Below are 20,133 nucleotides of genomic sequence, written 5' to 3'. Positions count from 1 at the left end.
GCTGCGGGCCGGTGGGGGCTGAGCGCGCAGTTCCCCGCGCCCCTTGCAAGCCTTCGGCTGCGGCGCCGTCGTGGTTGCTCGCGCAGTTCCCCGCGCCCCTGGAGCATGCGGCTTCGCCGCAGCCCCATGGGGGCGCGTCCCGCGCCCTTCCTGAGAGGGCGCACGAAGTGCGCATCTCAGGGGCGCGGGGAACGGCGCGAGAAGCCCCACCGGCCCGCAGCCGTAGAACTCACCTAGGGGCGCGGGGAACTGCGCGAGACGCCCCCACCGGCCCGCACCCGGCGACGGAACAGGTCAGCCCGCGTAAACGCGGCGCAGCCTCGCATGGACCTCCGGTGGAGCCCCGACCGAGTCGAGCCCCAACAGGCCCGCGCCCAGCACAGGCCGCTCCGCCACCACCCGGGGAACCGCCTTGGGGGCCCGCTCCGCCAACAACTCGGCGATGCGATCATCCAGCTGCGCATGGCGCGCAGCCAGCACGCTCCCCCCGAGCAGCACCGGAACCTCCTCGTCCAACAGGCCCAAGCGGCGCAGCGCCACCGTCGACATGGCCACCACCTCGTCCGCCATCCGGTCGACAAGGGCTCGGGCCACCGGATCGCCGTCCGCCGCCGTGGCGAAGAGAACGGGCGCGCATTCGTGGCGCCGGGCAGCGGACACCCGCCCCAGATGCAGCGCCTCGATCAGCGCGTACATGGAGGAGAGCCCGAAGTGGTCGGGCAGTGTGCGCATCAGGGCGGTGCGCTCCCCCCGGCCGTCCTCGGCCCGCGCCGCGTACCAGAGCGCCTCGTCCGCCAGGCCCCCGCCGCCGCCCCAGTCGCCGGATATCTTGCCGATCGCGGGGAAACGGGCGGTGCGGCCGTCGGGGAGCATGCCCGCGCAGTTGACGCCCGCGCCGCACACCACGGCGACCCCGCGCGGCTCCGCGTCCTCCAGGAGCCCGGCCCGCAGCACCGCGAACGTGTCGTTGCGTACGTCCACGCTCGCCGAGGACGCCCAGCCGCGGGCCCGTATGGCCTTCGCCAGCTCCCGCTCCTCCACGGGCAGATCGGCGTTGGCCAGGCACGCCGAGACGTGCCCGACCGTGTCGGTGCCCGCCTGGGCGAACGCCCGTCCGACCGCGTCCGCCAGGACGTCCACGGCTGTCTCGACGCCCACGAGGGGCGGTTGGAACCCGCCGCCGCGGGCCGCGCCGACGACACTGCCGTCGGCCGCGATCACCGCGACGTCGGTCTTGCTGTTCCCCGCGTCGATGGCAAGGACGGTCATGCCCACGCGAGGTGCTCCCGGTTGTGCGCGATCAGCTGGTCCGTGAGCTGCTCGGCGTACTCGATCTGGCCCACCAGCGGGTGCGCGAGCAGCGCCTTGAAGACGCGGTCGCGGCCGCCGCGCAGGGCGGCTTCCAGGGCCAGGTCCTCGTAGGCGGTGACGTTGGCGACGAGGCCCGCGTACAGCGGGTCGAGCCGCGGTACGGGCAGCGGGCGGGCGCCCTTGCCGTCGACCGTCGCCTGCACCTCGATGACCGCGTCGTCGGGGAGGAAGGGCAGGATGCCGTTGTTGTACGTGTTGACGACCTGGTGTGGTGAGCCGCCACCCCCGAGCAGCGACGCGGCCAGGTCCACGGCCGCCTCGCTGTAGAAGGCGCCGCCGCGCTTGGCGAGCAGCGCGGGCTTCTCGTCGAGCGTCGGGTCGCCGTACATCTTCAGCAGCTCGCGTTCCATCTCGGCGACTTGAGCGGCGCGGGACGGCTTGGTGCGCAGTTCCCGTACGACGGCGTCGTGCTGGTAGTAGTAGCGCAGGTAGTAGGAGGGCACGACGCCGAGGCGGTCGACGATCTCCCGAGGCATGTGCAGGTCCTCGGCGATCGCGTCGCCGTGCTCGGCGATGAGGCGCGGCAGCAGGTTCTCGCCGTCCGGGCCGCCGAGGCGCACGCCCAGCTCCCAGGTGAGGTGGTTGAGCCCGACATGGTCGAGGTGCACGTCGGCCGGCGCCACGTCGAGGAGCTTGGCGAACTTGCGCTGGAAGCCGATGGCCACGTTGCACAGACCGACGGCCTTGTGACCGGCCTGGAGGAGCGCCCGCGTCACGATGCCGACCGGGTTGGTGAAGTCGATGATCCAGGCGTCCGGGTTGGTCCGGCGCACGCGCTCGGCGATGTCGAGGACGACGGGCACGGTGCGCAGCGCCTTGGCGAGGCCGCCGGCGCCGGTCGTCTCCTGGCCGACGCAGCCGCACTCCAGGGGCCATGTCTCGTCCTGGTTGCGGGCGGCCTGGCCGCCGATGCGCAGCTGGAGCAGGACCGCGTCGGCGTCGGCGACGCCCGCGTCCACATCGGAGGTGGTACGTATGACCCCCGGGTGGCCCTGCTTGGCGAAGATCCGGCGGGCGAGGCCGCCGACCAGTTCCAGGCGGTCGGCGGCGGGGTCGACGAGCACCAGCTCCTCGATCGGCAGCGTGTCCCTCAGCCGCGCGAATCCGTCGATGAGTTCGGGGGTGTAGGTCGATCCTCCGCCGACCACTGCGAGCTTCATGAGCGAACAACCGTCCTTAATCCTTGGCCTTAGCCCTTGACCCCGGTGAGGGTGACGCCTTCGACGAAGGCTTTCTGTGCGAAGAAGAAGACGATGCAGACCGGCGCCATCACGAGGAGCGTCGCGGCCATCGTCAGGTTCCAGTTGACGCTGTGTGCGGACTTGAAGGATTCGAGGCCGTAGCTCAGCGTCCAGGAAGCCGGGTTCTGGGCCGCGTAGATCTGCGGCCCGAAGTAGTCGTTCCAGCAGTAGAAGAACTGGAACAGCGCGATCGCGGCGATGCCCGGCTTGGCCATCGGCACGACGATCTTCAGCAGGGTCCGCAGCTCACCGCAGCCGTCGACCTTCGCCGACTCGATGTACTCCTTCGGGATCGTCAGCAGGAACTGACGGAGCAGGAAGATCGAGTACGCGTCGCCGAACGCCATCGGGATGATCAGCGGCCACAACGTCCCCGCGAGGTGGAACTGCTGGGCCCAGACCAGGTACATCGGGATCACGATGACCTGCGGCGGGAGCATCATCGTCGAGATGACGAGGAGCATCGCCGTGCGGCGGCCGCGGAAACGGAACTTGGCGAGCGCGTAGGCGACGGGGACCGCCGAGCAGACGGTGAGGAGCGTCCCGACGGCCGCGTAGACGATCGAGTTCCGCCACCAGTCGAGGAAGCCGTCCGTCCTGAAGACGGCCGTGTAGTTCTCCCAGTGCCAGGAGCTGGGCCACAGGTCGCCGCTCATCGCCTGGTCGTCGCTCATGACGGAGGTCAGGAAGACGAAGACGAACGGCAGGACGAAGAGGAGTGCGACGGCGATCGCGATGCTGTGCACGGCGATCCAGTTCAGGATCCGCTTGCGGCGGGCGCGGGCGCCGGCCGGTCCTCTCTCGTGGGAGGTGTCGGCGGCCGCCGGGCGCAGGGTCGTGGTGGTCATGGATCAGTCCTCCGCCGAGAGCAGGCCCGAGCGCTTGCGCATGAGCAGCATGGTCACGGCCATCGCGATGACGAACAGGACGAGCGAGAGCACGCACGCCGCGCCGGTGTTGAAGTTCTGGAAGCCCATCGAGTAGACGAGCTGGGGGACCGTGAGGGTCGAGTGATCCGGGTAGCCGGGCTGGATCACGGAGCCCGGGCCGATGGAGACGCCGGAGGCGATCTTTCCGGCGACCAGGGCCTGGGTGTAGTACTGCATCGTCTGCACGACGCCCGTGACCACGGCGAACATCACGATCGGCGTGATCGACGGCCAGGTCACGTACCGGAACTTGCCCCAGGCGTCCGCCCCGTCGAGGTCGGCGGCCTCGTACTGCTCCTTGGGCACGTCGAGCAGCGCGGCCATGAAGATGACCATGAGGTCGCCGATGCCCCACAGGGAGAGCAGGACGAGGGAGGGCTTGGCCCAGGCCGCGTCGTTGAACCAGTTGGGGCCGTCGATACCGATCTTGCTCAGGATCTCGTTGACCGGCCCCGTCCCCGGGTTGAGCAGGAAGACGAAGGCGACCGTCGCGGCGACCGGCGGGGCGAGGTAGGGCAGGTAGAAGGCGGTACGGAAGAGGCCGACCCCGCTCTTGATCTTCGTGACGAGCAGTCCGAGGGAGAGCCCGAAGACGACGCGCAGCGCCACCATGACCACGACCAGCCACAGCGTGTTCCACAGGGCCGGGCCGAACAGCGGCATGTCCTGGAACACGTACTTCCAGTTCCGCAGCCCCACGAACGTGGGTGCCTTGATCTGGTTGTAGTGCATGAACGAGAAATAGACGGTGGCGAGCAGCGGATACGCGAAGAAGACGCTGAACCCGATCAGCCAGGGGGAGAGAAAGCCGAGCGTGCGCAGTCTGCGGCGCGCGGGCCGGGAAAGCGTGAGTGCCATGAGCGAATTCCTGATCCTCGGTTCCTGATCCTCGGTTCCCGGTCCTCAGTTCCGCGACTGCAGGGTGTCGGCGTCGATGAGCTTGTCGAGGCGTTTCAGCCCCTTCTTCAGGTCCGGGGCCTTGCCCGCTTCCCGTGTGTACGAGAAGTCCTGCAACTGCACGATGTACATGCCGCCGTTGGTCGACGAGGGCATCACCTGGCTGTACTTGTTCTTCGCGATGTCCAGGAACGTGCGGAACGTCGGATCGGCGTCCAGCTTCGGTGACTTGAGCGCGGCCTCGGTCGAAGGCACGTTGTGGATGGCGTTGGCGAACTGCACGACCTGGTCGGTGTCGGAGGTCAGGAACTTCACCAGTTCCCAGGCGGCGTTCTGGTGCTTGCTGCTGTGCGCGATCCCGGCGACGGTGCCGGTCAGATAGCCCCGGCCGTACGTCTCGGCCTGGTCGTCGGGGACGGGCATCGGCGCGACGCCCCAGTCGAACTCGGCCTTGGAGTCGTTCAGCATCAGCCCGCGCCACTCGCCGTCGAGATGCATCGCCAATTTGCCGCTGAGAAAGGCGTTCTGGTTCGACATCTCGTCACCGAACGACGTCCTGAATCGCTCCAGGGCGTCGTATCCGCCCTGCGCGTCCATCAGCTTCTTCGCTGTGTCGAAGAACTGGTACGTCGCCGGGTCCTTCGCGAGCCGCGACTTTCCGTCCTTGTCGAAGTACGTCGGCGCCCACTGGGCGAACAGGCGGTCGGGGCTGTTCTGGTAGAGCCGGAAGTTCGGCATGAAGCCGACGCGCTTGTACGCCTTCCCGTCCCTCTTGGTCAGCTTCTCGGAGTCGGCGATGAACTCGGACATGGTGCGCGGCGGCCGGGAGACCCCCGCCTCCTTGAACGCGTCCTTGTTGTAGTACATGCCGAAGGCGTCGGCGAGCAGCGGCAGGGCGCACTGATTGCCGTTGTAGCTCGAGTAATCGAGAAGGGACTGGGGGAACACCTTCTCTTTCTCGAGCCCGGTCTTCTTCATGAACGGGTCGAGGTCGACCCACATGCCGGAGTCGCAGTACTGGCCGACGTTGTTGGTGGTGAAGGACGAGACGACGTCGGGGGCTTCGTCGCCGCCCGCCCGCAGGGCCTGGTTGACCGTGGAGTCGGGCACGTTCCCGACGGACTTCACGTGGATGTTCGGGTGGAGCTTCTCGAAGCGGGCGATCGAGTCGTCGATCGCCTTGACCTCGCCCTCGGCCGACCAGCCGTGCCAGAACGTGATCGTGACCGGCTTCGTCGGATCGTCGGCGGCACTTCCGGTACTCGGGTTGGCGCAGCCGGCGAGCAGCAGTCCGGCCGCGGCGAGCACCATCGGGGCGCGCAGGGGTATGCGCCATCGCGGCATGGCGAACGTCCTTTACGTGTACGGGGGTTGGGGCGGGGTGTTGCTTCGGGTCAGGCGCCGCTGGTGTCGAAGACGCTGGAGCGGGCCTGGGTGAGGGCGGTGCGCAGGGCGCCGGTGAGGATGGGATCGCCGTCGAGCTCGCTGATCCTGAGCTGGGGGCGGGGCAGGGCGAGTCCGGTCAGCTCGGCCTCGACGCGCTCGCGCAGGGCGGAGCCGCCGGCCTTGGCGACCTGTCCGGACAGGACGACGAGCTCGGGGTCGACGACGGCGACGACGGCGGCGAGTCCGGTGGCGAGACGCCGGGCGACTTCGTCGAGGACGCCGTCCTGGGCGAACGCGCCGGCCAAGTCGGCTGCCTCGGGCGCGAGTTTGCGTACGGCCGGGGCGGCGACCAGGCTCTGGAATCCGCCGCCCGCGTCGGTGCGGGCGGCGACGGCGTCGCCGCCGTGGGCCAGCGGGGCGCCGGGCAGCGGCATGTAGCCGATCTCGCCGGCGCCGCCGGTGGCCCCCCGCAGCAGGACGCCACCGAGCACGATCGCGGCGCCGACGCCCTCGTCCACGTAGGCGAGGACGAAGTCGTCGTGGTCCTGGGCGGCGCCCTCGTACTGCTCGGCGACGGCGGCGAGGTTGACGTCGTTCTCGATGGAGACGGGGGTGCCGAGGACCTCGGCCAGCTCGGCGCGGAGCGTGCGGGAGTGCCAGCCCGGCAGGTGCGGGGCGTAGCGGAGCTGGCCGGTGCCCGGGTCGATGGCGCCCGGGGTGCCGATGACGGTGGCGGTCAGGTCGTCGTGCCCGAGTCCGGCGTGGCCGAGGGCCCCGTCGACGGCCTCGGTGACGAGCTGGGCCGTGCGGTTGCGGACGTCCTCGGCGACGGCGTGGGCCTCGATGCGGCACCGGCCGCGTTCGGTGCCGGTGATGTCGGCGACGACGGCGGTGATCCCGTTCGGGTCGGCGGAGAGTGCGGCCACGTGGGCGGCGCCGGGGTGGATCTCGTAGAGCACGGCGTTCGGTCCGGGGCGGCCGGTCTGGCTCCCGGTGGTCCGCACGAGCCCGGCGGCTTCGAGCCGCCCGAGGATCTGCGAGGTGGTCGGCTTGGACAGCCCCGTCAGCTCACCGATCCGGGTGCGGGTGAGGGGACCGTGGGCGACGAGGAGATCGAGCGCGGCCCGGTCGTTCATGACGCGCAGCACGCTGGGGGTGCCGGGGGTTGCCACCATCGCCGCTCTGCCTTTTCGCCGCACTGTTAGGAAACTTTCCTATCGGGTGCGAGGAACGTAAGTCCCGGGTGGCAAGGGCGTCAATAGGGAGAGGACGCGAGGGGGCCAAGTCGTTATGCAGGGTGGCGCGGCGCCGCGACTCGGCCTCAGTCCGTGAAGGGGGCCGTGTCCAGGGTCGGGTAGGGCTCAGGGAGGGGGAGCGGGCGGCCCAGGTCGACCTCGGTACGGGTCGTGTAGTGACCGTCGACCGGGACGGAGTGGCAGGTGGCCGTCTTTGCGTGCCGGTCGATCAGAACGTAGACGGGCACGTCGGCGGCGGCGTAGGTCCGCAGCTTGGGCCCGGTGTCCGTCTCATGGTTGCTGGAGGTGACCTCGCCGACGAGGGCCACCATGTCGATGGGGTACCAGCCCTTGTGGGCGCGTCGGTAGGACTCGTCGAGATCACTGGGGCGACGGCGACGCACGTAGAAGTCGGGGATGACGAGAGCCATGGTCCGGCCGTCTTTGTGCGCGGCGCGGTATCCGTTGTTCATACCGACCAAACGGATTCCGGCGACGCGGAACTGGTAGCTGAGCTCGAAGGCTCCGTCGTTGTGCTGGTCATTGGGCTGCGGAGGCACGCTGACGGCTCCCTCGATGTACTCGGGCCGAATCGGCGCCTGGGACGCCTCCTCAATCGCGATCAACAGATCGATGGGGTCCTGCTGCGGCTCCATGACCGGCTCCAAGATGGGTGCGGTGCTCATCGCTGGTCCTCCGTGTCGCTGCGGCCAGGCTACGCCGGTGCCGGGTGCCCCGCGCAGAACTGTGGGCCGTTCCGGGCGGTGCGGTCCGGGGTAAGCGCGTCCTTTCACTCGAACGAGCGTGCAGAAGCGTTCCGCTCCGCGGCGGGGCGGGTTCTGGCGGGCTCAGCGGAGGTCAGCGCAGGGATTTAGTGAAATGGGCCCAGCCCGTCGGGGATATGCGGAGTGTGGGGGCGCGGTCTGGCGTCTTCGAGTCGCGGACGGCGACGACGCCGGGGATGTTGCGGGCGACCTCGACGCACTCGTTGGCGACCGTGCTGTAGCTGGACTTCTCGAAGCGGAATTCTTGCATCGCTCACATTTCCTTGCGGAGGTCCTCGATGAGGGCGATCGAGTCGCGGGGCGCCAGGCTCAGACGGGCGGTGTGCTCGAAGTGGGCCCGGTACGTCGTGCTCGTCGCGGCGTCTTCGACCCAGACCATATCCGTCACGGTGTCGGACTGGACCACGTCCAGGGCGCCATCCTCGGCGAAGCTGATGATGCTGAACGGACCGGCCATGCTGGGGTGACTGCCCGCCCGGAACGGTAGAACCTGCAAGCGGACGTTGGGCAGCTCCGCCAGTTCCAGCATGCGCTCCAGCTGGGCGCGCATCACGTTTCGCCCGCCTACCTCTTGGCGCAGTGCGGCTTCCCAGACGATGCCGTAGAACTGGAGGGGGTTGTCGCTCAACAGGCGTTGCTGGCGCCGCCGTTTGACCTCCGCGTACCGGTCGATCTCGTCAGGGTCGTCCCAGTCCCCTTCGCCTACGGCGAGCGCGCGTGTGTACTCAAGCGTCTGAAGCAGCCCAGGGATGAGCGATACCTGCCAGTTGCGCACCAACATGGCAGCGTCTTCCATCGCCACGTACTCGGCCATCGTCCCTTCCGGCGGCGTCTGTCGCCACCAGCCCCGCGCCTTGCGCCGGTCGCGGTCGAGCCTGGCCAACTCGAGCAAATGACCGAGGACTTCGGGGCCGGTGGCGCCGTAGAACTCGTGGAGCGCCTTGATGTCCGGGTCCCGCATAGGAACCCAGCCCCGCTCCATCTTCACGATCTTCGAGTTGGTCGCGCTGATGGCTTCGGCGGCCTGCTGCTGCGTCTTGCCCGAGGCGTCGCGCAGCCGGAGCAGTTCTCCACCGAGGCGCCGTCCCAGGACAGTTGACATCCGATTGCCGAGTTGAGCTGGTCGCTTCACGGGCTCCATGGTGCCCCGAGTGCCGTCAACGGGGCGACCGATTCACCCGATGGGGACAATTGTCTCGGAGTTCATTGCGCCGGAAATCCGCGCACGGCTACGGTCCGTACACGACAAGCCACCCGGCGAACCCAGTTGGCGGAAGCGCACCGTGCTGCCCGATCGCAGACGCGGCAGAGCCACCGCCGGCTGCCCGACCGCACAGAGAGGTGCGAGTCATGGCCGAACTCCGGCCCGATGCCATCCGCCGCACGGACACCCTCGACCACACCCCCGCCGCACCCAGCGTCCCGCTCGCCCGGCGCCGAGCCGCCCGGCTCGTCACCGGCTGGGGTCACCCGGACCTGGCCGGCGACGTCGCCCTCGTCGTCTCCGAGCTGATGACGAACGCCCTTCTCCATGGCAGCGTCCAGGACCGCCTCATCCGCGTACGCCTCTACGCCACCGACGCCACGCTCCGCGTAGAGGTGAGCGACCCGCGCGCCGAGCGGCAACCAGAGGTGCGCGGGGCGCCGGACGACATGGACCAGTTCGGGCGCGGGCTGCTCCTGGTCGGGGCGCTGGCGGACCAGTGGGGCTGGGAGCCCTGGAGCGCGGGCAAGACGGTGTGGGCCCAGTGGGGCCTCGATCAAGACAGGGCGCGTACGTGCGCAGGCGATGGCCCGACTGGAACATACCGATTTCGATATACTGGAGACGTGTGAGCGAGCAGCGGCCCTGGATCATCGAGATCGAACCCGAGGTGCGCGACTGGCTCTCCTTGCTCTCCCACACCCAATGCGCGTTCGTGGAACGCGTCGCGGACAGATTGTTGCCCGACCCGCTCGCGGCATCGGGCCCGTATGCGAAGTCGCTCGGCGGCAACCTGCGCGAGCTGCGGTTTCATCTCGGCGACATTGCCGTACGGATCCCGTACTGGCTGGCTCCCGACCGGCGGATCGTGCTGCTGACGGTGTTCCGCAAGACGCGCATGAACGAACACGGCGAAGTGGAGCGCGCCAGAGTCGTGCAGAAGCTGCGCGAGAGCGAGCACGATGCCGCGACCCATGAATTCGACCGAAGCGGAGAGGACGCATGAACCACACGCAGTGGAAGACCACGCGCACCCGTCGACTCGCTGGCGAGAACGTCGAACCGTCGGCAGCGTACGTCGAAGCCGGATACGCGCTTGCGCTCGGCGAGGCACTCTATGGCCGGCGCACAGCGCTCGGGCTGACTCAAGGACAGGTCGCCGAGCGGGCCGGCATGTCGCAGCCGAAGGTGTCCATGATCGAGGGCGGCGGCCATGTGCCGACACTGCCGCTGCTCCAGCGCCTGGCGAAGGCCCTGGACTCCCGCCTCGCGATTGACCTCGACGAGGAGAGCCCGTCGTTCGACTTCCGGCCGCTCGATGACGGAGAACCGTCCGTGGGCACGGGGCACGGCTCCACCCCCGAGCCCACCCCCGAAGAGGGGACCGTGCGTAGAAGAGGCGCTTGAAGAGCAGAAGCGACGGCCGCACACCCACCGGCATGCGGCCGTCCGGAAAACACAGGGACCCGGATCGAGATCAGGCGGAGACGCCTTCGATCCGGGCCAGTGCCTCGTCCGCGCCGAACGGCTGCAAGTACGGCAGCCAGCGCGGATCCCTATGCCCGGTCCCGATGATGCGCCAGGCCAGACCCGACGGCGGAGCCGGTTTGTGGCGCAGGCGCCAGCCGATCTCCACGAGGTGGCGGTCGGCCTTGGTGTGATTGCAGCGGCGGCACGACGCCACCACGTTGTCCCAGGCGTGCAGACCCCCGCGGCTGCGCGGGATCACGTGGTCGACGCTGGTTGCGACGCCACCGCAGTACATGCACCGGCCGCCGTCACGGGCGAACAGTGCACGCCGGGTCAGAGGAACGGGACCCCGGTAGGGAACCCTGACGAACCGCTTGAGCCGGACCACGCTGGGAGCGGGGACGGTACGTGTCGCGCTGTGCATGAAGGCGCCGGACTCCTCGAGACAAGTGGCCTTGTTCTCCAGGACGAGTACGAGCGCGCGGCGGAGCGGTACGACGCCGAGTGGCTCGTACGACGCGTTGAGGACCAGGACATGCGGCACGGAGGCCTCCTTGTACGCCGGCGGCGCGTGGCTCGCGCCGGGACGATCTCGTAGCCAGTCTCCCCTCATGGCTGGTCGTGGCGCCACCATGTCCACGTAACGGGCTGGGAGTGTTTTCGACCACACAACCTTCATCCCCAGGTGAGCACGGTCTCTCCCTCGAACATGACAACGATCCACACACAATGCCCCGTTAGTGTGGTGTGCCTGCCCGCTCGCGTCCCCGAACGTGTCCCCAGCGGCGGGCGGATGGCTACGCCTGGAGGTACCTGCCGTGATCTTGTCCGTCCTGTCGGCCGCGGGGGCGAGCGACTCCTCGTCCGACACCCCGCAACCCACCCTCAAGGACGCCCAGGAACAGGCCGGTCAGGCCGCCAGCTGGGTCGAGCAGAACTGGTCCACCTGGCTGGGCATCGGCCTGCGGGTGCTGCTGATCGTCGTCATCGCCTGTGTGCTGCGCGTCGCGATCCGGCGGACCATAACCCGGCTGATCGACCGGATGAACCGCACGGCGCAGGCCGTCGACGGCACCGCGCTCGGCGGCCTGCTCGTGAACGTGGAGCGGCGGCGGCAGCGTTCGCACGCCATCGGCTCGGTACTCCGTTCGGTCGCCTCGTTCCTCATCATGGGCACGGCGGCGCTGATGATCCTCGGCACGTTCGAGATCAACCTGGCGCCGCTGCTGGCCTCCGCCGGTGTCGCCGGCGTCGCGATCGGCTTCGGCGCCCGCAACCTCGTCACCGACTTCCTCTCCGGCGTCTTCATGATCCTGGAGGACCAGTACGGGGTCGGGGACACCATCGACGCGGGCGTCGCCTCCGGCGAGGTCATCGAGGTGGGCCTGCGCGTCACCAAGCTGCGCGGCGACAAGGGCGAGATCTGGTACGTGCGCAACGGCGAGGTCAAGCGCATCGGCAACCTCTCCCAGGGCTGGGCCACCGCCGGCGTCGACGTCACCGTCCGCGCCGACGAGGACCTGGACCGGGTGAAGGCGGTGCTGTCCGAGGCCGGCGAGGCCATGAGCAAGACCGAGCCGTGGAACGAGATGCTGTGGGGCCCCATCGAGGTGCTCGGCCTGGACAGCGTGCTGCTCGACTCGATGGTGGTCCGCGTCACCGCCAAGACCATGCCCGGCAAGGCCCTGACCGTCGAGCGCGAACTGCGCTGGCGGATCAAGCGGGCCTTCGACGAGGCAGACATCCGGATCGTGGGCGGCGCCCCGGTACAGGTGGACGGCGAGGCGGCCGCGGACCCGGCGGCCGGCGTGTCGGCGCCGTCCGCGTACGCCTCGGCCACCTCGCCGCAGTCCCTCGCCGCGTCGCCGATACCGCCGGCGAACCTCGCCAAGTAGCCGCCCGACGCCGGAAAGCGGGCTCTCAGACCGTGCGCAGCAGCGCCGGGTGCACCGAGCGGCGCAGCAGGGGCAGCGCCGTGGCAGCGGCCAGGAGGCAGGCCGCGTAGACGGCTACCGGGACCAGCAGCGGCAGCGCCCAGGGGATGCTCTGGTCCGAGGAGACGGCGTACGCGATGTGGACCGCGGTGCCGCCGATGGTGGCCAGGACGAGCGCGGGCGCCAGCGGCAACGCCGTCTCCAGGAGCAGCGCCCGGGTCAGGACCCGGCGCGGCACACCCGCCGCGACCTGCGCGGCCAGCGCCCGGCGGCGCGTGGACAGTGCCTCGGCCGTGCCCACGGCGAGCGCGGCCAGGCTGATCAGGAGGGCGATCAGGACGCCCGTCGCGGTGAGGTCGAGGCCGAAGGTGTAGTAGTCCATCGGCGCGGCCGTGTCGCCCTCGCGCTGGATGGCGTGCAGGTCGTCGAGGAGGACACGGCGGATCCCGGCCAGGGCGACCCCGACGACGGTGACGAGCACGACCGCGGCGTGGCTGCGGGCCGCCGCCCACGGGTCCTCCTGGAGCCGGGCCGCGGCGATCAGCACGGCCGGGTCCTCGGTGCGGCCCGCGAGCCGCCGCCCGATCACCCGGGCCGAGGCGCCGGCGATCCAGATGGCGCCCGCGCCGGTCAGCACGACCGCGCCGAGCACGAACAACGGCAGCCCCGCGACGCCCGTACGGGAGCCGCCCGTCATGAGCAGCGCCACTCCGAGGACGACGACGAGCGCGGGCAGGAGCAGCGCGGTCACCGGCCGGGGCCCGCGCCGCGGCCGCTCCCGGCGGACGTACCCGAGCGGCGAGGCGATGACCCGGTGCAGCGCGACCTCGCTCACCAGCGCGGCGAGCACGGGGATCACCAGGACGACGAGGGCGAGGACCGGCCAGGCGGCGCCCGGCGGAGTCCAGCCCACCACCGGCAGCGCCGCGGCGAACACGGCGAACCCGGCGAGCGCCCCCGCCAGGCAGGCGAGCCCCGCCTCCAGCGCCCCGATCCGCCGCACCTGCTTCGGCCCGGCCCCGGCGAGCCGCAGGCCCGCGAGGCGCCGGTCGCGCTGGACGGCGCCGATCCGGGCGCACTGCCCGAGGAAGCCGAGCACGGGGACGAGCACGAGGAGCAGCCCGGCGACGATGCCGTGCCGCGTGCCCGGCTGGTTCAGCAGACCGTGCCCGTACGAGAAGGAGTACTGCCCCTCGACGCTCAGCAGCGCCACGGCCACCGAGGCGAAGCCCGTGGCCACGGCCGCGCCCACCGCGGTGAGCGCCGCCCGGCGCCGCTCCAGGCGGTCGGCCCCGCGGGTCAGCAGCCACGCGAGGCGCAGGTCGGAGGTGATGCGGCCCGCGACGGAACTCATCGCTTCACCTCCGACGACGGCGTGACCGGCGTGAGCGGCGTGCTCGACGCGATCTCCGCGGAACCGGGGGTCCCGAAGGGCCCGGAGATCTCCTGCACCACCCCGTCCCGCAGGCTCACCTCCCGGTCCGCGTATGCCGCCACCTGCGCCTCGTGCGTCACCAGCACCACGGCCGTGTGCGTCTCGCGCACGGTGTGGACCAGTGAGGTCAGGACCTGTTCGGTCGCCAGGGAGTCGAGCGCGCCGGTCGGCTCGTCGGCGAAGACGACCTTCGGCTCCGTCACCAGCGCCCGGGCCAGGGCGACCCGTTGGGTCTGGCCGCCGCTCATCTCGCCCGGCCGCAGCTCGCGCTGGCCGCGCACCCCGAAGCGCTCCAGCCACGCGTCGGCCTCGCTCTGCGCCGCCGCGCGCGGGCGGCCCGCGAGGAGCAGCGGCAGGGCGACGTTGTCCAGGGCCGTCAGCTCGGGGATGAGCTGGCCGAACTGGAAGACGACGCCGAAGTCCGTGCGGCGCAGTTCGCTCAGCCGCTCCTCACCGAGCCCGTCGAGCCGGGCACCGGCGTAGGTCACCGCGCCCTCGTCGGGGCGGACGATGCCGGCGAGGCAGTGCAGCAGTGTCGACTTGCCGCTGCCGCTCGCGCCGGTGACGGCGAGGATCTCGCCGGTGCGGACCTCGACGTCCGCGCCGCGCAGCGCGGGGGTGCTGCCGTACGACTTCGTGAGTCCTTCGGCGGCCAGGAGTGTGCTCATGCTGCGGTGACCTCCGCGGTCAGGGTTTCGAGCCGGGCCGCGGTGGTGGTCATCCAGCGCAGGTCGGCGTCGAGGTGGACGAGGGCGTAGTCGGCGGACAGGACGGCGGTGAGATCGGCGCCGGGGTCGCTCTTCACGGCGGTCAGCTCCCGCATCCGCGCCATGTGCGCGGCGCGCTGGGACAGCAGGTGGGCGGCGGGGTCGGTGCCGTCGCCGGCCAGCAGGATGGCGACGACGACCTTGGCGAAGATCTCGTTGGCCACGTGCGGCGCGGGCGGGGTGATCTCGCGTGCCCAGCCGAGGAGTTCGGCGCGGCCGTCCTTCGTGGCGCGGTAGAGCGTGCGCTCGGGGCCACCGTCGGAGTCGGTGCCCTCGACCTCTACGAAGCCGTCACGGACCAGGCGCTGAAGCGTCGTGTAGACCTGCGCGTAGGCGAGGGGGCGGGCCTGCGGGAACCGCTCGTCGTGGCGTCGCTTGAGGTCGTAGCCGTGGCGTGGACCGGAAGCGAGCAGCCCCAGCAGGACATGGCGGGTGCTCATGCGGCTCATTATGTACCGCGTATATGTACCGAGTACATAGTCGTCCGGCGGTGCGTGAGAAGTGAGAGGGATGGTTCCGGAAGTGAATGGCTGGTAGTCGGCTGAAGGTTCTCCGGTTTTCCCTCTCCTCTGATCAAGTTCTTTTCGTCGTCCACAATGTGAGCAGTAACACGTTGTCCGCCCGTACAGGTCTGCGTTCGCGTCGACTGGGTAGGACTTCCGACTCCCGACACGAACGAGACCTAGCAGCTCTCTGACGAAGGAGGCCTTCGTGGCCGCATCTGCTCACCTTCTGCTCTCGGCCCTTTCCAAACAGGCGGACACCGCGACGACCGGCGCGGACACCACCACGTCGTCCGCCGAGCCCCCGCTGACCAGCGAACCCTGCTTCGCCGACTACGCCCCGCTGACGTCCGAGCCGCCCCTCACGGACGCGGCCCCCCTGACTTCCGAGCCCACCCCGAGCGGCCTGGCCGCGGGATGAGCCTGGCCCGGCTCGCCGAGCTGTACGGCGTCGCCACCTCCTACTCCCCGTCGCCCGGGGAGACGGTCCGCGCCTCCGACGCGGCGGTCACGGCCGCGCTCGCCGCGTTCGGCGTGGACGCCGGCACCCCCGAGGCGGCCCGGGACGCGCTGGCCGCGCGGGAGGCCGAGACGGCGCGGCGGTTGCTGCCGCCGACGGTGGTGTGGTGGCTGCAGGGGCCGAGGCCGGGCTGGCTGGACGAACTCCCCGAGGGCACGCGCCTGTCCCTGGCGGGTGCGTCACTGGGCGACCATGACAGCCCCCCACCGGGGGTGCACACGCTCACGGCGCGAACCCCCGCCGGGGCCACAGCGACGGCCCATCTGATCGCCGCCCCGCGCAAGGCCCCGCTCCCGCCCACCCGTACGCACGGCCTCCTGGTCCAGCTCTACTCCCTGCTCTCCGCCCGCTCCTGGGGCATGGGCGACCTGGCCGACCTGGCGGACCTGGCCTCGTGGTCGGCCCGTACCCACGGCACCGGCTTCCTCCAGGTCAACCCGTTGCATGCGGCGGTCCCGGGCGGCCCGGAGCTCGGCACGGACCCTTCCCCGTACCGCCCCTCGTCGCGCCGGTTCCCCGACCCGATACATCTGCGGCTCGAGGACATCCCCGAGTACGCGTACGTCCCCTCGCGCGCCGGCGACGCCGCCCGGCTGCGTGAAGACGTACTGCGCGACGAGGGGTTGATCGACCGGGACGCGGTGTGGGCGCTGAAGCGGGAGACCCTCGAAGCCGTCCAGGCGGTTCCGCTGAGCCCCGGACGCCGGGCCGCCTACTGCGACTTCCTCGCCGAGCAGGGCACCGCCCTGGAGGACCACGCCACGTACAACGCGCTCGCCGAACGCCACGGCCCCGACCGGCACTCCTGGCCCGCCCCCCTCCAGGACCCGCGCTCGCCTGAGACGGCCCGCGCGCGCCGCGAGCTGGCGGACCGCGTCGACTTCCACAGCCGGCTCGCCTGGCTCACCGACACCCAAATGGCCGCGGCCCAGCGCACCGCGCGCGACGCGGGCATGCCCATCGGGCTCGTGCACGACCTCGCGGTCGGCGTGCACCCGGGCGGCGCCGACGCGTGGGCGCAGCGCGACGTCTTCGCGCAGGGCATGAGCGTGGGCGCGCCCCCGGACGCGTTCAACGCGCGCGGCCAGGACTGGGGCCTGCCCCCCTGGCGCCCCGACCGCCTCGCCGCGACCGGCTACGCGCCCTTCCGCGACCTCCTGCGCAACCTGATGCGGCACGCGGGCGCCGTCCGTATCGACCATGTGATGGGCCTGTTCCGGCTCTGGTGGATCCCCGAGGGCGAGGCCCCGACCGAGGGCACGTACGTCCACTACGACGCCGAGGCGATGCTGGCGGTACTGCTCCTGGAGGCGTCGCGCTCGGGCACGTACGTCATCGGGGAGGACCTGGGCACCGTGGAACCCGGTGTGCGGGAGCGGCTGCGCGAGGGCGGGGTGCTCGGCACATCCGTGCTGTGGTTCGAGCGGAGGTACCCGCCCGAGGGTGACGGCCGGCCGGTGCCGGCCGAGGAGTGGCGCACCGACTGCGTCGCCACGGCCACCACCCACGACCTGCCGTCCACCGCGGCCCGGCTCTCCGGCGACGACGTGCGGCTGCGCGAGCGGCTCGCCCTGTCCACGGCGACGCCCGCCGAGGCGGCGGCGGAGATCGCGGAGTGGCTCGACCTGTTCGCGCGGCTCGGCGTGCTGCCGCCCGGCAGCCACCACGACGAGGAGGAGGCGATCCGTGCGGTGCACCGCTTCCTGCTGCGCACCCCGGCCCGCATGGTGGGCCTCTGGCTGCCCGATCTGGTGGGCGACCGGCGCCCGCAGAACCTGCCCGGCACCTGGGCCGAGTACCCGAACTGGCGGCTGCCCGTAGCGGACGCCGCGGGCCGCCCCGTCACCCTGGAGGAACTGGCCGCCTCCCCCCGGGCGCACGCGCTCCTTCATGTGTTCGCGGGAACGGCCGTGCCCCTTATAGGCCCCCCGGACGCGCGCGGCGTTTAGGCGTTCGCTACGTTGGCACCGTGGACAAGAAGAACGCCCTGCGCGCCGGCGCCCTGGCCTCCGGTACGACGCTGATGATGCTGCTCATGTCGTCCCCCGCGCTCGCGCTGACGCGCGACGACGGCGACGACCCGGGTAAGGGCCTGAGCGTGATCGATACGCTCGGCCTCTACGTAGTGGCCCCGATCGTCATCTTCCTGGTGATCGCCGGTCTCGTGATGCTGGGCGACAAGTCGCGCAAGCACCCGAAGCAGGGCTGACCCGCAGAGTTTTCCCGTCGAGGGCACCCGCCGCGCATCCGTCGCGGTGGGTGCCCTCGACGCGTTCTCACGGTGTGTGCGGCAACTCGGCGGTCAGATAGCGCTGCAGGGTGGGGGCCAGCCAGTCCACGATCTCCTCGCCGCTCAGCGCCACACTCGCCGGGAAGCGCAGCACGTACCGGGTCAGCGCGAGCCCGAGCACCTGGGACGCGCACAACGCCGCCCGCGCGGGCGCCTGTTCCGGGTCGGGGCACACATGGCGGGCCACCGGGATCAACTGGTCGCGCAGTACGCCCTGCATCCGTTCGGCGGCGGCCGGATTGGTGACGCCGACCCGCAGCAGGGCCGTGAGCACCTCGTTCTCCTCCCACAGGTTCACGAAGTGGCGTACCAGGGTGCGGCCGAGCTCCTCGCGCGGGGCGTCCGCCGGATCAGGCAGTTCCAGATCCAGGGCGACGGCCGCCGCGAAGAGGCCTTCCTTGTTCGTGAAGTAGCGCATCACCATGGACGGATCGATACGGGCGTCGCGTGCGATGGCCCGGATCGTGGCCCGCTCGTACCCGTCCGCCGCGAACCGCTCACGGGCCGCGGCCAGAATCGAGGCCCGGGTGGTGTCGGAACGGCGCCCCGCCTGCTGCTCATCACTCATGCCAACAAACGTAGGCCAACACGTGTTGACAGTCCAGGGGTGCGGCCCTACGTTTGCCAACAAGCGTTGACCAACAGCCGTTGACCGACGGGCGTCGGCACGGTCACATACGGTCGTAGGAGGCCTCATGAACGGCACCGCGCACCACAGCACCCCGCACGACCGCTCCGTCATCGTCGTCGGCTCGGGCCCCACCGGCCTGCTGCTCGCCGGGGACCTCGCCGCCGCCGGTGTCCCCGTCACCCTCGTGGAGCGGCGCTCCCACCGGATCAGCAACCTCTCCCGCGCCTTCGTCGTCCACGCCCGGACCCTGGAGCAGCTCGACGCCCGCGGCCTGGCCGACGAGATCGAGGAGAAGGGCAGGACGCTCGACCGGCTCCGCCTCTTCGGCAGCCTCTCCGTCGACCTGTCCGGACTGCACTCCCGCTTCAACCACCTCCTCGTCGTCCCGCAGTACGAGGTCGAGAAGGCCCTGCGGCGGCGCGCGGACGAGGCCGGGGTCTCCTTCTCCTACGAGACGGAGGTGACGGGCCTGACCCAGGGCACGGACGGCGTCACCCTCCAGGTGCGGGACAAGGACGGGAAGCCGGCGGAGCTGAGCGCCTCCTACGTCGTCGGTACCGACGGCATGCGCAGCGCCGTACGGAACGCCGTGGGGCTGCCCTTCCCCGGCAAGTCCGTCATCCGCTCCGTCGTCCTCGCCGACGTCCGCCTCACCGAGCAGCCGGACAACCTGCTCACGGTGAACGCGGTCGGCGACGCGTTCGCCTTCATCGCGCCCTTCGGCGACGGGTACTACCGCGTCATCGGCTGGAACCGGTCCCGCGACGTGGCCGACAGCGAGCCCCTCGACCTCGACGAGGTCAAGGAGATCGCCCGGCTCGCCCTCGGCCGCGACTACGGCATGCACGACGCCCGCTGGATGTCCCGCTTTCACAGCGACGAACGCCAGGCCCCCCACTACCGGGTGGGCCGCGTCCTGCTCGCCGGCGACGCCGCGCACGTGCACACCCCCGCGGGCGGACAGGGCATGAACACGGGCCTCCAGGACGCCGCCAACCTGGGCTGGAAACTCGCGGCCGTCGTCAACGGGCGTGCCGCCGAAGCCCTGTTGGACACCTACGAGGCCGAGCGGCACCCCATCGGCAAGGCCGTCCTGCGCAGCAGCGGCGGCATCGTGCGGATGGCGATGGCCAAGCGCCCCTGGACGCTCGCCGGCCGCGCCGCCCTCACCGCGTTCCTCGGCCGGGTCCGCCCCGCCCGCACCCGCGCCGTCGGGCAGATCACCGGCATCGGCTTCGCCTACCCGGCCCCGAAGGGCGCGCACCCGCTCGTCGGCAAGCGGGTGCCCGACGTGACGCTGGCCGACGGCACCCGGCTCTACGAGGCTTTGCGCGGGGGCGAGTTCGTCCTGATCCTGCCCGAGGGGACCGCGTACAAGAGCGACGGGCTCCGCGTCGCCCACTGGGCGAGCGGCCGGCGGACCGCTCTGCTGGTGCGGCCCGACGGATACGCGGCGTGGGCGGCGCGGGACGCGGAAGGGGGAGTTAAGTCCACCGACTTCCCCCGGGAGTTCGTCACATACTCATTGCGGTAGG

At 70.9% G+C, this 20,133-nt stretch carries 22 protein-coding genes; 8 read left to right on the top strand and 14 right to left on the bottom strand.

The window, feature by feature from the left end:
* Positions 1–294: 294 nt before the first annotated feature.
* The 9 genes from ABD366_RS34395 to ABD366_RS34355 all read right to left on the bottom strand — a co-directional run bounded on the left by ABD366_RS34395 (position 295) and on the right by ABD366_RS34355 (position 8,946).
* On the bottom strand, positions 295–1,269 hold the full coding sequence (locus tag ABD366_RS34395; protein ID WP_324769914.1) for an N-acetylglucosamine kinase: 975 nt from the start codon (positions 1,267–1,269) through the stop codon (positions 295–297).
* A complete protein-coding gene (locus ABD366_RS34390) occupies positions 1,266–2,531 on the bottom strand; it encodes a 6-phospho-beta-glucosidase (protein ID WP_324769915.1) in 1,266 nt (421 codons plus the stop codon). Before ABD366_RS34390 ends, ABD366_RS34395 begins: the two co-directional genes overlap by 4 nt.
* A 29-nt stretch (positions 2,532–2,560) precedes the next feature.
* Positions 2,561–3,460, bottom strand: coding sequence for a carbohydrate ABC transporter permease (locus ABD366_RS34385; RefSeq protein WP_324769916.1), 900 nt, complete (start codon positions 3,458–3,460; stop codon positions 2,561–2,563).
* Positions 3,461–3,463: 3 nt separating this feature from the next.
* Entirely contained in the window at positions 3,464–4,399 is a 936-nt protein-coding gene (locus ABD366_RS34380) for a carbohydrate ABC transporter permease (RefSeq protein ID WP_324769918.1), read from the bottom strand.
* A gap of 45 nt (positions 4,400–4,444) precedes the next feature.
* Positions 4,445–5,782 carry an ABC transporter substrate-binding protein gene (locus ABD366_RS34375; protein WP_324769919.1) on the bottom strand — a complete coding sequence of 446 codons (1,338 nt, stop codon included), beginning with the start codon at positions 5,780–5,782 and terminating at the stop codon, positions 4,445–4,447.
* Positions 5,783–5,832: 50 nt separating this feature from the next.
* Positions 5,833–6,999 carry an ROK family transcriptional regulator gene (locus tag ABD366_RS34370; protein ID WP_324769920.1) on the bottom strand — a complete coding sequence of 389 codons (1,167 nt, stop codon included), beginning with the start codon at positions 6,997–6,999 and terminating at the stop codon, positions 5,833–5,835.
* A 146-nt stretch (positions 7,000–7,145) separates the two neighbouring features.
* Complete coding sequence (locus tag ABD366_RS34365; RefSeq protein ID WP_324769921.1) at positions 7,146–7,745, bottom strand: Uma2 family endonuclease; 600 nt, start codon at positions 7,743–7,745, stop codon at positions 7,146–7,148.
* Positions 7,746–7,917: 172 nt separating this feature from the next.
* Complete coding sequence (locus ABD366_RS34360) at positions 7,918–8,094, bottom strand: DUF397 domain-containing protein (protein ID WP_324769923.1); 177 nt, start codon at positions 8,092–8,094, stop codon at positions 7,918–7,920.
* Positions 8,095–8,097: 3 nt separating this feature from the next.
* Positions 8,098–8,946, bottom strand: a complete 849-nt coding sequence (locus ABD366_RS34355; RefSeq protein ID WP_324769986.1) for a helix-turn-helix domain-containing protein — start codon at positions 8,944–8,946, stop codon at positions 8,098–8,100.
* A 248-nt stretch (positions 8,947–9,194) separates the two neighbouring features.
* Between ABD366_RS34355 and ABD366_RS34350 the strand changes: the two genes are divergently transcribed.
* Genes ABD366_RS34350 through ABD366_RS34340 form a run of 3 tightly spaced genes read left to right on the top strand, consistent with a single transcriptional unit; the run spans position 9,195 to position 10,455 of the window.
* Positions 9,195–9,680 (top strand): ATP-binding protein, encoded by a 486-nt coding sequence (locus tag ABD366_RS34350; RefSeq protein WP_324769924.1) that lies wholly within the window; start codon positions 9,195–9,197, stop codon positions 9,678–9,680.
* Complete coding sequence (locus ABD366_RS34345; protein ID WP_324769925.1) at positions 9,677–10,054, top strand: type II toxin-antitoxin system RelE/ParE family toxin; 378 nt, start codon at positions 9,677–9,679, stop codon at positions 10,052–10,054. The genes ABD366_RS34350 and ABD366_RS34345 overlap by 4 nt, the downstream gene beginning before the upstream one ends.
* Positions 10,051–10,455 (top strand): helix-turn-helix domain-containing protein, encoded by a 405-nt coding sequence (locus ABD366_RS34340; protein ID WP_324769926.1) that lies wholly within the window; start codon positions 10,051–10,053, stop codon positions 10,453–10,455. The genes ABD366_RS34345 and ABD366_RS34340 overlap by 4 nt, the downstream gene beginning before the upstream one ends.
* Before the next feature lie 70 nt (positions 10,456–10,525).
* Here the strand turns inward: ABD366_RS34340 and ABD366_RS34335 are convergent, their stop codons facing one another.
* The gene (locus ABD366_RS34335) at positions 10,526–11,062 is read right to left on the bottom strand and encodes an HNH endonuclease (RefSeq protein WP_324769927.1); all 537 of its coding nucleotides are present in this window, start codon (positions 11,060–11,062) and stop codon (positions 10,526–10,528) included.
* 274 nt (positions 11,063–11,336) lie between these two features.
* Here ABD366_RS34335 and ABD366_RS34330 point away from each other — a divergent pair, with 274 nt between their 5' ends.
* Positions 11,337–12,413 (top strand): mechanosensitive ion channel family protein, encoded by a 1,077-nt coding sequence (locus ABD366_RS34330; protein ID WP_324769928.1) that lies wholly within the window; start codon positions 11,337–11,339, stop codon positions 12,411–12,413.
* Positions 12,414–12,438: 25 nt separating this feature from the next.
* On the opposite strand, the gene ABD366_RS34325 is transcribed toward ABD366_RS34330, so the two are convergent.
* Genes ABD366_RS34325 through ABD366_RS34315 form a run of 3 tightly spaced genes read right to left on the bottom strand, consistent with a single transcriptional unit; the run spans position 12,439 to position 15,094 of the window.
* Positions 12,439–13,806, bottom strand: coding sequence for an FtsX-like permease family protein (locus tag ABD366_RS34325; protein ID WP_324769930.1), 1,368 nt, complete (start codon positions 13,804–13,806; stop codon positions 12,439–12,441).
* Positions 13,803–14,555 carry an ABC transporter ATP-binding protein gene (locus tag ABD366_RS34320; protein ID WP_324769931.1) on the bottom strand — a complete coding sequence of 251 codons (753 nt, stop codon included), beginning with the start codon at positions 14,553–14,555 and terminating at the stop codon, positions 13,803–13,805. The genes ABD366_RS34325 and ABD366_RS34320 overlap by 4 nt, the downstream gene beginning before the upstream one ends.
* On the bottom strand, positions 14,552–15,094 hold the full coding sequence (locus tag ABD366_RS34315) for a PadR family transcriptional regulator (RefSeq protein ID WP_324769932.1): 543 nt from the start codon (positions 15,092–15,094) through the stop codon (positions 14,552–14,554). Before ABD366_RS34315 ends, ABD366_RS34320 begins: the two co-directional genes overlap by 4 nt.
* Before the next feature lie 271 nt (positions 15,095–15,365).
* Here ABD366_RS34315 and ABD366_RS34310 point away from each other — a divergent pair, with 271 nt between their 5' ends.
* Genes ABD366_RS34310 through ABD366_RS34300 form a run of 3 tightly spaced genes read left to right on the top strand, consistent with a single transcriptional unit; the run spans position 15,366 to position 17,886 of the window.
* Positions 15,366–15,578 carry a hypothetical protein gene (locus tag ABD366_RS34310; protein ID WP_324769934.1) on the top strand — a complete coding sequence of 71 codons (213 nt, stop codon included), beginning with the start codon at positions 15,366–15,368 and terminating at the stop codon, positions 15,576–15,578.
* On the top strand, positions 15,575–17,626 hold the full coding sequence (malQ, locus tag ABD366_RS34305) for a 4-alpha-glucanotransferase (RefSeq protein ID WP_324769935.1): 2,052 nt from the start codon (positions 15,575–15,577) through the stop codon (positions 17,624–17,626). Before ABD366_RS34310 ends, malQ begins: the two co-directional genes overlap by 4 nt.
* A gap of 20 nt (positions 17,627–17,646) precedes the next feature.
* On the top strand, positions 17,647–17,886 hold the full coding sequence (locus tag ABD366_RS34300; protein WP_324769936.1) for a hypothetical protein: 240 nt from the start codon (positions 17,647–17,649) through the stop codon (positions 17,884–17,886).
* Between the two features lie 67 nt (positions 17,887–17,953).
* Here the strand turns inward: ABD366_RS34300 and ABD366_RS34295 are convergent, their stop codons facing one another.
* The gene (locus ABD366_RS34295) at positions 17,954–18,535 is read right to left on the bottom strand and encodes a TetR/AcrR family transcriptional regulator (RefSeq protein WP_324769937.1); all 582 of its coding nucleotides are present in this window, start codon (positions 18,533–18,535) and stop codon (positions 17,954–17,956) included.
* A gap of 127 nt (positions 18,536–18,662) precedes the next feature.
* Between ABD366_RS34295 and ABD366_RS34290 the strand changes: the two genes are divergently transcribed.
* Entirely contained in the window at positions 18,663–20,132 is a 1,470-nt protein-coding gene (locus ABD366_RS34290; RefSeq protein WP_324769938.1) for an FAD-dependent monooxygenase, read from the top strand.
* The last annotated feature ends 1 nt before the right edge of the window (position 20,133 follow it).

This window comes from Streptomyces kunmingensis (genome assembly GCF_039533535.1).
Lineage (GTDB): Bacteria > Actinomycetota > Actinomycetes > Streptomycetales > Streptomycetaceae > Streptomyces > Streptomyces kunmingensis.
This window is presented reverse-complemented; position numbering and strand designations above follow the sequence as displayed.